Annotated in this window: 13 protein-coding genes; 2 read left to right on the plus strand and 11 right to left on the minus strand. The window is 72.1% G+C overall.

Annotated features, from left to right (window positions below; translation table 11 throughout):
- Positions 1–27: 27 nt before the first annotated feature.
- The 6 genes from B4V04_RS03015 to B4V04_RS03040 form a co-directional block, all read right to left on the minus strand.
- A complete protein-coding gene (locus tag B4V04_RS03015) occupies positions 28–480 on the minus strand; it encodes a DUF5804 family protein (RefSeq protein WP_498229047.1) in 453 nt (150 codons plus the stop codon).
- Positions 481–573: 93 nt separating this feature from the next.
- Positions 574–1,776, minus strand: a complete 1,203-nt coding sequence (locus tag B4V04_RS03020) for a methionine adenosyltransferase (RefSeq protein WP_498229049.1) — start codon at positions 1,774–1,776, stop codon at positions 574–576.
- A gap of 126 nt (positions 1,777–1,902) precedes the next feature.
- A complete protein-coding gene (locus B4V04_RS03025) occupies positions 1,903–3,024 on the minus strand; it encodes a pyridoxal phosphate-dependent aminotransferase (RefSeq protein WP_498229051.1) in 1,122 nt (373 codons plus the stop codon).
- Positions 3,025–3,141: 117 nt separating this feature from the next.
- The gene (locus B4V04_RS03030) at positions 3,142–4,236 is read right to left on the minus strand and encodes a transcriptional regulator TbsP domain-containing protein (RefSeq protein ID WP_498229052.1); all 1,095 of its coding nucleotides are present in this window, start codon (positions 4,234–4,236) and stop codon (positions 3,142–3,144) included.
- A gap of 41 nt (positions 4,237–4,277) precedes the next feature.
- The gene (locus B4V04_RS03035) at positions 4,278–5,018 is read right to left on the minus strand and encodes a methyltransferase domain-containing protein (protein ID WP_498229054.1); all 741 of its coding nucleotides are present in this window, start codon (positions 5,016–5,018) and stop codon (positions 4,278–4,280) included.
- 10 nt (positions 5,019–5,028) lie between these two features.
- Complete coding sequence (locus tag B4V04_RS03040; RefSeq protein WP_498229056.1) at positions 5,029–5,439, minus strand: nascent polypeptide-associated complex protein; 411 nt, start codon at positions 5,437–5,439, stop codon at positions 5,029–5,031.
- 177 nt (positions 5,440–5,616) lie between these two features.
- Between B4V04_RS03040 and B4V04_RS03045 the strand changes: the two genes are divergently transcribed.
- Positions 5,617–6,402: a creatininase family protein gene (locus B4V04_RS03045; protein WP_498229057.1), complete on the plus strand. Its 786-nt coding sequence runs from the start codon at positions 5,617–5,619 to the stop codon at positions 6,400–6,402.
- Here the strand turns inward: B4V04_RS03045 and B4V04_RS03050 are convergent.
- The 3 genes from B4V04_RS03050 to B4V04_RS03060 all read right to left on the minus strand — a co-directional run bounded on the left by B4V04_RS03050 (position 6,399) and on the right by B4V04_RS03060 (position 9,158).
- Complete coding sequence (locus tag B4V04_RS03050) at positions 6,399–7,103, minus strand: 6-hydroxymethylpterin diphosphokinase MptE-like protein (RefSeq protein WP_498229059.1); 705 nt, start codon at positions 7,101–7,103, stop codon at positions 6,399–6,401. The genes B4V04_RS03045 and B4V04_RS03050 overlap by 4 nt on opposite strands.
- 174 nt (positions 7,104–7,277) lie before the next feature.
- A complete protein-coding gene (locus B4V04_RS03055; RefSeq protein ID WP_498229060.1) occupies positions 7,278–8,519 on the minus strand; it encodes a dihydropteroate synthase in 1,242 nt (413 codons plus the stop codon).
- A gap of 63 nt (positions 8,520–8,582) precedes the next feature.
- Entirely contained in the window at positions 8,583–9,158 is a 576-nt protein-coding gene (locus tag B4V04_RS03060; RefSeq protein ID WP_498229062.1) for a DUF192 domain-containing protein, read from the minus strand.
- 99 nt (positions 9,159–9,257) lie between these two features.
- Between B4V04_RS03060 and B4V04_RS03065 the strand changes: the two genes are divergently transcribed.
- Positions 9,258–10,556, plus strand: a complete 1,299-nt coding sequence (locus B4V04_RS03065; RefSeq protein WP_498229064.1) for an MFS transporter — start codon at positions 9,258–9,260, stop codon at positions 10,554–10,556.
- 48 nt (positions 10,557–10,604) lie between these two features.
- On the opposite strand, the gene B4V04_RS03070 is transcribed toward B4V04_RS03065, so the two are convergent.
- Complete coding sequence (locus B4V04_RS03070) at positions 10,605–11,336, minus strand: methyltransferase domain-containing protein (RefSeq protein ID WP_498229066.1); 732 nt, start codon at positions 11,334–11,336, stop codon at positions 10,605–10,607.
- A gap of 119 nt (positions 11,337–11,455) precedes the next feature.
- Positions 11,456–12,628 (minus strand): pyridoxal-phosphate-dependent aminotransferase family protein, encoded by a 1,173-nt coding sequence (locus B4V04_RS03075; protein WP_498229068.1) that lies wholly within the window; start codon positions 12,626–12,628, stop codon positions 11,456–11,458.
- Positions 12,629–12,671: the final 43 nt, after the last annotated feature.

A 12,671-nucleotide genomic window follows, 5' to 3' on the forward strand; every position in this document is an offset into this window, starting at 1 on the left:
ACACCAGTCGCTCCGAGCGGCGCTGTCTCACCCCGAGAACTCCGACTCGCTCACTCGGACGATAACCGTCTCGTCGACGTCGCGGAGGTCGTACTCGGGGGTCTCGCCCTGCTTCCGCCGAACGTAGAGGGGTTCGACCGGGCGCCCGTCGACGAGCCCGAACACCTTCAGGCGCTGGTCGGTCTCCTCGGGCGGGACCGCGCCGTCCCGCACCTCGCGGGCGAGGTCCCGCGAGAGCCACTCGTCGGCCGAGACCGACGGCTCGCGGACGAGCGCCTCGTCGACGAAGCGCACGAGGTACCAGTTGAGGTCGTTTAACAGGGACACAGCGGCGCCGAGGCTCACGGTGTCGATAGCGAGGCTGTTCGCGTACGGCTCCTCGATGTCGTACGTCGCGAGGGCGTCCCGCGCGGTCTCGCGGGACAGCAGCTCGTAGGTGAGATTGACGTCCGGATCGCCGAGGAGACACACCCGCGTCACACGCTATCGGACTCGCCCGCTCCCCAAATCGGTTGCGGTCGTTCGGTCGTCGACGAGACCGGCGATCCGCCCGGCGACCCGTCCGCCGGCGACTCAGAACGTCGAGACGTCGCCGTCGATGACGCTGCGGGTCACGTCGGTGACGTCGGCCAGCTCGCGGTCGACGATCTCGAGGACCTCCGGCTCGATGTCGCCGATCGCGACGCCCGCCTCGGTGACGAGCTGCGCGTCGGCGACGTGCGGCTCGTCGATCGGGCGGCCGATCTGCGACAGCAGGCGGACCTGCAGGTCGCGGATCCCGTCGACCTCGTCGGTGACCGACTCGGCGATCCGCGTCGACAGGAGGTTGTAGATCTTCCCGATGTGGTTGACCGGGTTCTTCCCGGAGGTCGCCTCCATCGACATCGGTCGGTTCGGCGTGATGAGGCCGTTCGCGCGGTTCCCGCGGCCGACCGAGCCGTCGTCGCCCTGCTCGGCGGAGGTGCCGGTGACGGTGAGGTACACCGACCCCTCGTCGTAGTCGTCGGCGGTGTTGACGTCGACGTGGACCTCCCGGTCGGTGTGGTCCTGAGCGAGCCCGGTGACGAACTCGCGCACGTCGGCGACCGCGTCGTCGTACTCGTCGAGCCCGTCGACGTAGCGATCGACCATCGCGGCCGCGACCGTGATGTCGATCCGGTCGCCCTCGCGCTTCCCCATGATCTTCACGTCGGGGCCGAGCTCGGGGTGGTCGTCGTGGTACCGCCCGTTGAGAGCGCGCTCGGCCTCGCGGACGATCGTCTCCGTCTCCGTGAGCGGGGCGTGGCCGACGCCGAAGGAGGTGTCGTTCGCCATCGGCACCTGCTGGGTCTCCTCGCCGAAGACGTCCTGGAGGTCGCCGGAGCCCTCGCCGAGCTTGGCGTCGACGACGACGTCGGTGCCGTACTCCAGCTCCGGGATCGCCTCGGCGAGGTAATCGCGGGCGGCCGCCAGCGCGGTCGAGTCGACCGGGAGCTGCTCGCCGTCGTACTCCTTCGTGGCGCGACCGACGATGAGCACGTAGATGGGTTCGACGACCTCGCCGCCCCCGTAGGCGGGCGCGGCGCGGCCGGCGACGAGCTGCGTCTCGTCCGTGTTGTAGTGGAGCACCTTCCCGACGCGGTCCAAGTAGAGCTGCGAGAGCGCCCGCGACACCGATTCCGCGATTCCGTCGCAGATCGAGTCAGGGTGTCCGATACCCTTCCGCTCGACGATCTCGACTTCCTGGTCCTCGACCGCTCGCCGGTCGAGGCGGCTGACCTGAATGTTCCGGTCCATTACCTCTCGGTACTCCGTGGGTCGCAGTATAACTTGCGGAAACCTCTCGCGGCCAGGTAATGTCCCGAGGTTATCGGGTGGCAGAAATTGACGCTACGTTGCGGCCGGACGGGCGACCGTCCGCGCTCAGCGGACCGCCTCGTACGCCTCGCCCATCACGTCCAGCGCCTCGCGGAGCTCGCTCTCGTCGGTCGCGTACGAGATCCGGGCGTGTCCCCGCCCGTGCTCGCCGAACGCCTCGCCCGGGACGACGATCACCCCGCGGTCGATACACTCGTCGACGAACCCATCCGGCACGCGGGGCATCGCGTAGAAGGCGCCCTGCGGCGTGGGGCAGTCGAGGCCGATCTCGTCGAACCCCTCCAGAAGCAGGTCGCGGCGGCGCTCGAAGGATGCGGTCATCTCGTCGACGATGCCGCGTTCGCCCCGGAGGGCACCCTCGGCCGCGTACTGGGCCGGGGCCGACGCGCAGGCCTGCGCGTACTGGTGGACGCGCAGCATGCGCTCGACGCGCTCGTCGGAGCCGTACACCCAGCCGAGCCGCCACCCGGTCATCGAGAACAGCTTCGAGGCGGAGTTGACGACGACGACGCTGTCCGTCTCCGCGAACTCCATCGGCGAGTAGTGCTCGCCGTCGAAGACGGTGTACTCGTACACCTCGTCGGAGACGCAGAGCACGTCGTGCTCGTCCGCGATCCGCGCAAACTCCCGAACGTCCGCTTCGGAGGAGACCGCCCCGGTGGGGTTGCCGGGGGAGTTCACCACGAACGCCGCGGTGTCGTCCGTGATGGCGTCCTCGATCGCCTCCGGGTCGATCGTGAGGTCGTCGCGGAGCGGCGCGGGAACGGGCTCGCCGCCCGCGAGCTTCGTCAGGGCGTCGTAGGAGACGAACCCCGGGTCCGGGATCACGACCTCGTCGCCCGCGCTCACGTGCGCCTCCAGCGCGACGTGGAGCGCCTCGCTCCCGCCCGCGGTGGCGATCACGTTCGCGGGGTCGAGGTCGATCTCCTGGTCCGCCCGGTGCTTCTCGGCGATCGCCTCCCGGAGCGACAGAATCCCCTTGTTCTCGGTGTAGGCGTCCGCCTTCCCGTTCTCGATCGCGTCGATGGCCGCCCGGCGCGCGTGCGCCGGCGTCGGGAAGTCGGGCTGTCCGAGCCCGAGGTTGATCGCGTCGTCGCCGGCCGCCTCAAACACCTCGCGGATCCCGCTGATGGAGATCCGCTCGACCCTGTCGGAGAAGTTCGGCATACCCGTTCGGGGGCGCCGCCGGGAGTTAGTTCTTGTCACGTCGGCGCCCTCGGCAGGGGAAGAGCGATCGGCGATGGCCGCCGATGCCGACGCCCCGCCGCTGCCCGCCGCGCCCGATCACCGCCGCCGGTCCCACACCGGACGACGCCCCTCGCCGCCGGGGCCTCGGCGGAGCGTTCCGTCCTCGTCGACCGGGAGCGCGAACCGCCCGCGGAGCACGCTGAACACCTCGGTCGGCTCCGCCCGGAGCAGCGCCTCGTCGACCGCCCGGAGCCGGAACTGGGGTCGCCCCGGTCCCATCGGTACCTTGATCGACTCGATCAGCTCCCGGTCCACGAGGGCGCGTCGGTCGGCCGTGAGCTCCTGCCCGGGCGCGATCGCGACCCGGTCGGCGGCGCGATTCCCGCCGTCGCCCTCGCTCCCCTCGCCGTCGACCCATCGCCGGAGGTCCCGGAACAGGTGGTCGTGCCGGGCGGCCAGCGCGACCAGCAGGGCCCGGTCGGTGACCGCCCCGGTCCGCCCGACCGCCCCGTAGTCGAGGGCGTCGAGCACCGCGGCCACGTCGTCCGCGAACCGGTCGTCGAGGACCGCGCGCGCCGCGGCCAGCAGGCGGGTCCGCGAGGGCATCCCGACGGTCGCGGCCGTCGCGGCTTCGAACCGCGTCGTCGCAGCCCGGAGCATCGCGGCGGTCCGCGCGCGCCCCGTCTCCGAGACGAGCGTCCGGTCCGCGCGCGGGCCGGCGACCGCGTCGACGCGGTCCGGCGTCGCGAACGCGAGCGAGCGGGCCGCCTCCTCGGCCGGCGGGACGTCGTCGGAGTCTCTCCCGCCCGCGAGCGTCCGGAGCTCGATCGACCCCTCCGCGACCGCCTCGGCGACGGCGGTGCCGAGGGCGAACGCCCGGCCGAGCGCGTCGACCGCGCCGGGCGGGCAGGCGACCCGCCACGGCACGTCGTCGTCGGTCCGCTCCCGGGCCGCGAGGACCGGCGGGAGGAGACCGAGCGGGACCCCGACGGCGACGACGCCTGACCGCCCCGCGAGCGCCGACTCGACCGCGTCGGCGAGCCCCTCGCCGTACTCGTCGATCGCGACGGCGACCTCCGAGGGCTCGATCGGTGAGCCGTCGCTGTCGGCGGAAGCGTCGCTGTCGGCGGAAGCGACACCGCCACCGGCGTCGTCGCCGGCGGGGGCGTCGTCGCCCGTCGGGGGAACCATACGCTTCGTGGCGGCGGGACCGGAAAGAACGTTGCGCCGCCTCAGGGCGCCCGCGCGAAGACGAGGTACCCGGTGTGGCCGACGCCCGCGGTGGAGGGGCGGGAGCCCCGCTCCGAGAACTCCATCTCGCGCTGGATCGTCTCCAGCGTCTCGATCCCGTCGAGGCCGGCCTCGCGGGCGGCGAGGACCGCCTCGCGGGTGCCCTCGACGAACGGGGAGTAGACGGCGAGACAGCCGCCCGAGACGAGCAGCTCGTCGGCGCGCTCGACGACGGCCGGCGCGTCGCCGGTGTCGAGCGTGAGGGCGTCGAACGGATCGCCCTCGGCGAGCGCGTCCAGCTCCTCGGTGAGGTCGCCGGTGCGGACCTCGACGCGGTCGGAAACCCCGGCGGTTTCCATGTTGGCGCGGGCGACGTCGGCGAACTCGGCGTCGACCTCGTAGGTCGTCACGGCGGCGCCGGCCCGGCCGAGGTAGGCGGCGAGGATCCCCGTGCCGGTGCCGGCGTCGAGGACGCGGTCGCCGCCCGACGCGCCGGTGTGGCCCATCACGAGCCCCACGTCGCGGGGCATCATCGGGGCGCCGGTGCGCTCGAGGTGGTTGAACAGGTCCGGGCCGCGGAGCTCGCGGACCTCGAAGACCGTTCCGAGGTGCGTCTCGACCGTGTCGCCGCCCGCGACGTCCTCGGGGACCTCGAGCACGCCGAGGTCGGTGCCGAACTCCTCGCCGGGCTCCAACAGGTACTCCCGGTCGTCGTGGACGAGCAGGTACGCGGCGTCGGTCACGCCGGACCGGTCACTCCAGGTCCGCGATGGCGGCCGCGAGGTCGCCGTCGGCGTTCTCCAGGGCCTCGCGGGCCGTCGACTGCGGGACGCCGGCGCGCTCGGCGACCAGCGCCACGTCCTCGTCCGGGATCGCGTCGGTCACGCCCGCGTCGCGCTCCGTCGCGTCGACCGAGCCCTCGTCGTCCTCGATCGCCGAGGGACCGCCGGCGCCCGCGTCGGCGACCTCTTCCGGGGAGCCGACGATCTGGTAGGTCTCCTGGCCCTGCGCGTCCATCTTGGTGACCTGGGCGCCGTCGAAGACGAGGTCGCCGTCGGCCGTCTCGATGACGACCCGCTCGGCGTCGAGCTCCTCGACGTCGATCCCCATCTGTTTCATCATCTGTTTCATCTTCCGCGGGTTCATGCCGCCTCCTCCGAACATACCAGCGAGTTCGGCCGGACGACACAAAAAGGGTGGCGACACGGGACGACGCCCTCCTCGAGCGGCGGACGGAGGCGCCGCGACGGGCGCCGCACCGGCCGACGCGACGGGCGAGCACTAGACGGCGAACGGCGCCGGGACGGCTGGGTTCATACGTCCCGAACCCCACCTGCGGGTATGTACATCGCCGACCACACGTGGCCGGAGCTCGGGGAGCGGCTGTCGGAGGAGTCGATAGCCCTCGTCCCCCTCGGCTCCACCGAACAGCACGGCCCGCACCTCCCGCTGGCGACCGACCACCTCATCGCCGAGGCGCTCGCGAGCGCGGCCGCCGACGAGACCGGCGTCGTCCGCACGCCGACGATCGACGTCGGCGTCAGCCCGCACCACCGCCAGTTCCCGGGGACGATGTGGGTCGATCCGCCCGAGTTCCGGGACTACGTCGAGGGGTTCACCCGCAACCTCGCGTACCACGGGATCGACCGCGTCGTCTACGTGAACGCCCACGGCGGCAACGTCCAACACCTCCGCGAGGTCGGCCGGCGGCTGCATCAGGACGGCACGGCCTACGCGTTAGAGTGGATGTGGGACGAGTCGATCCCGGGGCTCGTCGACGAGCTGTTCGAGCACAACGGCCCGCACGCGGGCCCGAAGGAGACGGCGATGATCACCCACATCGCCCCGGATCTCGTCCGCGAGGACCAGTTCGAGAACGCCCGCGACGACGGCCTGGTCCACCTCGACGAGTCGGACGCGATGGTCCACGGCGCCCGGACGTTCTACGACTCGGTCGACAACTCCGCGAACGGCGCGTTCGGCGACCCGACCGACGTGACGCCGGAGAAGGCGGAGCGGCTGTTCGGGGCCGCGACCGACCAGCTCGTGCAGTTGGTGGAGTGGCTGGAGGCGCGCGACAGCGAGGAGCTGCTGCCGAAGGGGCGCGTCGAGTCGTCGCCCTACTAGTCGCTCCCGGACAGGATCGGGTCGAGCGCCGCGTCCAGTTCCTCTCGTCGCCCGTCGAGAACCCCGAACCGCTCGTCGCGGCGGCGTTCGAGCCACCGCAGCAGGCGGGCGGCCCAGTCGAGCTTCTTCGCCTTCATCGGGCCCACGTCCGGGTCGTCGAACGCCCAGCCCGGAAACACCAGTCGCCCGGCGCCGACGTGGTCGGCGAGGAAGGCGGCGCGGTCGCCGTCGGTGAACCCCCCGGTGTTGACGACGGGGCCCGCCGGGGCCGCCTGCGTCGTCGCCAGCGTCCGCTCGTCGGCGAACCGCGGGAGCCACTCGCGGACCGCGGGGACGTTGTCGCCGTGCGCGTGGGCCGCGACCGGGACGCCCTCTCGCGTCAGCACGGCCGCGGTCTCCGGGTTCTTGTCGAGGTCGGTCACCATGCAGTCCACGTCGACCCCCCGGTCGCGCAGGACGTCGGCGGCGGTCGACGCGGCGACGACGACGTCGGCGTCGCGGGCGATGTCGACGTCGGCGGCGAGTCGCGGCGCCGCGCCCGCGACCGCGACGGTCGCGCCGCGCCAGTCGCCGAGGCGGTCGAGCGGGAAGGGAGTCGCCAGCTCGGCGGCGACGTCCCGGGCGCGCTCGTCGGCGGCCCGGTCGAAGCCGAAGTCCGCGAGGATCGCCTCGTACACCGGTTCGAACGCCTCGAAGTTCACACCGTCTCACCCGAATTCGGGCGGCCGGATCGGTCTGCCCACCGCGGCGCCGCACGGCGCCGCCGCTCGCGGTGTGGAATATGGTATGGGCCGGAGTAGCACAGAGTACCCCTACCCGCGTGCCCCTCCGGCGTCCGGTCGATGGGTTGTCTACACGACGGCATAAACTTTCTCTTACTTCCAGCCCGCGTCCGTCGTTTCGAGCGCGGCGTCGAGCGCGGCGGACGCGCCGGAAACCGCGGCCGTGAGCGCTGAGAGCCCGGCCGGAGAACAGACCAGGAGCCCCGCGGACCCGGTCCCGTCGGCGCCGGGCACGCCGCCGTCGGTCGCGGAGGGCGGGTCGGTGACCGGCGCGGTCGCCGCGTCGGCCGCCCCCGCGAGCGCGAACGCCGCCCCCTCGACGCCCTCGGTCCCCGCGGTCGCGGCCCGAAGGGCGCCGACCGCCGGCTCCGGAAGCCCGGTGAGCTCGTAGGTGCGAACGACCGCGTCGCCGGCGACGTCTGGATCGGCGCCGAGCCGGTCGAGGTGGCGCTCCGCCTCCCGCGCGGTCGTCACGTCGAGCTCCTCGACGGCGACGTCGCCCGCGTCGCGACCCGACCGGACTCGGTCGCGGGCGAACTCGGCGCCGACGAGCGCCGCGTCGCGGGTCTCCGCGACGTCGTGGGTGCGGATCACGTGGGCGCCGCGCTCGACCGCCATCGACGTGGCGGCCAGCGAGACGGGCAGCGCCCCCTCGGTGGTTCGACCCGCGATCGTCTTGAGGAAGCTCTTCCGGTTGATCGAGACGAGCAGCGGCCGGCCGTACCCCCGGAACTCCCGGAGCCGGCGGAACGTCTCGCGGTCGTCGGCGTGGGTCTTCGCCTCGGACCAGCCGCCGAAGGCGGGGTCGAGGATCGTCTTGTCGGTGAACCCGTTCCTCGAGAGCGCCTCGTAGATCTCGTCGACGTCCTCGATGGCGCCCGGGCGCTCCAGATCGGGCGGCGAGGCCATCTTCGAGACGGCGGCGTCGTGTTCGCGGCAGACCCGGGGCATCTCGGGGTCCGCGAACCCGCAGATGTCGTTGACCATGTCGAAGCCGCGCGAGAGCGCCTCGTCGGCGACCTCGTGGTAGCGGGTCTCGATCGACCAGACGGCGTCCCCCGAGGTCGACGCCAGCGTCTCGACCGCGGTGTCGAGGCGGTCCAGCTCCTGCTCGGCGGAGAGCACGTCGAGGTCCTTGTTGGCCGACTCGAGGCCGACGTCGACGATGTCGGCCCCCTCGCCGATCAGATCCTCGTCGACGTACTCGGCGGCCTCGCCCGAGTCGTCGTACACGCTCGGGTCGTACGGCGACTCCCGGGAGACGTTGAGCACGCCCATGATCCGGGGCGGGTGGTCGTCGCCGATCCCGAGCCCCGCGGCGTCCACGTTTCGCATACGTTCGCCACGGGCGCGAGAGACATAAACGGGGCGAGTACCCGACGCGCTCGCCGGAGTCACCTACAGCTCGAACGCCAGCGAATCTCCGACTTCGACGCCGTGTCGGTCGGTCCATTCGTACGGTACTTCCAGCACGTACCGCCCGGACCCGGGGTACCGCTGGTCGCTCCCGTCTTCGTTCGGCCCCGGTTCCGGCGCGTTGTGGATCTCGACGATCGTCCCCTCGGCGTCGGCGTAGACGATGTCGATGCCGAAGTCCATCCCGCGCATGACGAATGTCAGGTCCTCCCGCTCCGCCGGGAAAACGAACAACATCCCGGCGTCCTCGGGGAGCGTCTCGGCGTCGCTGAGGCCGAGGAATCGCTGGTCGCCGGTCTCCGCGATCGCGGCGGTCACCGTCCCGAGGCGGTCGCCGTCGGGAGTGCGGGCCTCGACGGGGACCGCGTCGTAGTCGGCGTACGGACCCGACGGCCAGTCGCCCGCGGGGTCCGCGTCGTCGGGTCCGCCGCTATCGCTTCCTCCGTCGCCGTCGGCGTCGTCGGCCCCGTCGGTCGCGCTCGGTCCGGCGCCCGCACAGCCGGCGAGGGGACCGATCGAGCCGACGCCGAGCGCGGTCAACAGTTCCCGGCGTCGCATCGGCGGAGCTACGGGTCGCTCGCGTATATGCCCGCCGACCGGATCGCGGCGCGCCCTTCGAATCGAAACGCACTTTGAACCGGTGCGCGCCGTTTCGATGTGAGCAACGCGGACGCGGGAAACGGGTCGATCCGATCGCAGTTCTGGGCGCTCTACCTCACGCGGTTCGCCGAGGGGTTCGGGTTCATCACCCTGATCACGCTGCTCGGACCGTACATCAACGCGCTCGACCCGCAGGCGACGACGGTGCTGGGCGTCTCGATCTCCGCGGGGTTCGTCATCGGGATGTACACCACGGGGTTCACCCTCGCCCAGACCGTCGCCGTGGTCCCGCTGGCGTGGGCCGGCGACCGGTTCGACAAGCGGACCGTCCTACTCGGCACCCTCGCGGTCGGAGCCGGCGTCTACGCGCTGTTCCCGCTGGTGGACTCCTCCGCCTCGTTCGTCGCCGTGCGGGCTCTGCAGGGATTCGTCGTCACCGGCGCGGGGCTGATGACGCTGTCGCTGGTCGGCCAGATCGCCGACGTGGGAACGCGGGCCGACAGGATCGGGAAGGCGAACGCCGCCGCCTTCGCCGCCTCGATCGTCGGGTCGCTGTCGGCGGGCGCGATCTACGACGCGGTCGGCTTCGGCCCGATCTTCGCGATCATCTCCGGACTGATGGTCGCCGCCTGGGCCGTCACGTGGCTCGTCTTAGACGAGGACGACACCCGCGTCGAGGGGTTCCCCTTCTCCGATCTGGCCGTCAACCGGAAGATCCTCACGATCACGGGATTCCGCGCCCAGTACGCCTTCGCCGTGACCATGGTCCGGACCTGGGTCCCGATCTACGCGGGCACGTCGATGGCCGGCGGCGGCCTCGGCGTCGCCGGCGTCGCCATCGCGGTGACGGTCACCGCCGAGAAGGCGACCAACATGGTCGGCCAGCTGTTCACCGGTCGGCTCTCGGACGGGTACGGCCGGTCGCTGTTCGTCTTCGCCGGCGGCGGCGCGTACGGACTGATCGCGATGGGGATCCCCTTCTCCGCGGCGATCGGCACCGCGTTCGGCGCCGGGGTGACGCTCCCGTTCCTCGGCGAGTTGCCGCCCGCGTACCTCCCCCTCGTCGCCTTCTCCGGGCTGCTCGGCGTCGCCGACTCCTTCCGCGAGCCGGCGAGCATGGCGCTGTTCGCGGACGAGGGGACGGACGACGGCGGCGTGGCCGCCAGCTTCGGGATCCGCGAGCTCGTCTGGCGCCCCGGCTCGGTGGCCGGCCCGCTGATCGCGGGGTGGCTGATGGTCGAGGTGAGCATGGCTTCCGTCTTCTACGTCGGCGGCGCGTTCGCGGTCACCGGCGTGCTCGCCTTCCTCGCCGTTCTCGTGCACGACCACGGGCGGGCAGCGCTGACGACGTGGTAGGGCGAGTCCCGCGACTGAAACCGGTGGACAGGAGGGGAGACGAGCGCTCTACTCGCCGCCGCGCTTCCGCAGCGCGGCGCGGTAGTGGTACTCGTTGCCCTCCTCGCCGCGGACCACCTCCGCGATCTCCCAGTCCGTTCCCACGGCGGCCTCCCGGAGCCTGGCCGGGCTGAACAGCCGGAGCTGGAGGATCGGATTCGTCTCGCCCTCGTACTCGAAGAACATGACGCGGTGCGCGAGCCCCGGCGTCGGGTCGTCCCGGTAGCCGACGAGGTCGGCGGTCGCCGGGTGGGTCGGGTCGTAGCAGTCGACGACCGCGGTCGCGTCCGGCGTCGTCACGTGGGCGAGGTCGCCGAGGAACTCGGTGAGTCCGCGCATCGACCCGGCGAGTCCGATCTGGGTCCCGTTCGCGAGCGCGGAGCCGAACCGGTCTCGGGGGAACGCCTCGCGCAGCGCGAACATGTCTCCCTCGCGGGCGTCGTCGACGCCGCGCTCGCGCATCGTCTCGACGAGCGCGGGACTCGGCTCGACCGCGACCGTCTCGAACCGCTCCTGGAAGTACAGCGCGTGCCGCCCGGTCCCGGCGCCGAGGTCGACGAGCGGCCCCTGCAGCCGGGACGCCAGCCACTCGTGAGACGGGTCCTCGTCGGGGTCGAAGTCGGCGAAGTAGAACGCCTCGATCGGGTGTTCGACGGTCTCGCCGCCGTCCCGGTGCAGGAGCGGCTCGTCCCGCTCGCCGCGGAAGTGATCGCGGATCGCTCGGCCGAAGGCGTCGGACATACCGAAACCGCCGGCGTCGACGGTGAAAAAGTCGCGTGAGGGGCGGTACCGCGGTCCGAAGTCGGGGGTATCGCCCGCCGTCGGTCGATCGGGGAGGCGACCGACGGCTCGGACCCGGCTCAGGCCTCGTACCCCTGCTCGGCGAGCGCGTCCTCCAGCGCGGCGAGCAGGTACTCGACGTTCTTCTTGCGGGCGGAGCGGCCCATGCAGCCGATCCGCCAGACCTCGCCGTCGAGGTCGCCGAGGCCGGAGGCGATCTCGAGGTCGTACTCGTCGAGGAGGTGCTCGATGACGGCGCCGTCGTCGACGCCGTCGGGGACGCGCACGGCGTTCAGGCTCGGCAGCCAGTACTCCTCGGCGGCGTTCATCTCCAGCCCGAGCTCGCGCAGGCCGGCCTTCAGCTCGCCGGCGACCGCGCGGTGGCGGGCCCACCGCTCCTCGATCCCCTCCTCGGCGACCAGCCGGAGCGCCTCGCGGAGCGCGTACACGTTCGTGATCGGCGCGGTGTGGTGGTACGCGCGGTCGTCGCCCCAGTACCCCTCCAAGAGGGAGAGGTCGAGGTACCACGACCGCGGTTCCTCCTCCCGGTCGAGCACCTTGTCCATCGCGCGGTCGTTGAGCGTCAGGGGGCTCGCGCCGGGCGGACAGGAGAGGCACTTCTGCGGCCCGGAGTAGGCGACGTCGACGTCCCACTCGTCGACGCGCAGCTCGACGCCCCCGAGAGACGTGACGCAGTCGGCGATCACGTACGCGTCGTGGGCGTGTGCGATATCGGTCAGCGCGGGCACGTCCGGCTGGCGGACGCCGGTGCTCGTCTCGGCGTGGACGAAGCCGAACACGTCCGGCTGGTGCTCGTCGAACGCGCGCTCGACGTCGACCGGGTCGAGGGGTTCGCCCCACGGCGCCGACACCTCGACGACCTCGCCGCCCGCGCGCTCGGCCATCGACCTCATCCGCCCCCCGAAGTAGCCGTTCGTCGGGACCAGCATCGTGTCGCCCGGTTCGACGAGGTTCCCGATCGCGGCCTCCATCGACGCGGAGCCGGTTCCGGACACCGGAATGGTCCACTGGTTGTCGGTCCTGAAGGTGTAGCGGAGCAGCTCCTGGACCTCGTCCATGATCTCGACGAACGAGGGGTCGAGGTGACCGACGAGCGGCGTGCTCATCGCCCTCAACACCCGCGGGTCGACGTCGCTCGGCCCGGGGCCCATCAGCGTGCGGTCGGGCGGCGTCAGCGCCCCGACGTCGGGGGCGGCGTCGATGTCGCTGCGTGCCAGCGGCGTGTCGCTCATACAAGAGGTCCCGACGACGACGGTCAAAAACGCGGCGGAACGC

Source organism: Halorubrum sp. B52 (assembly GCF_059752555.1).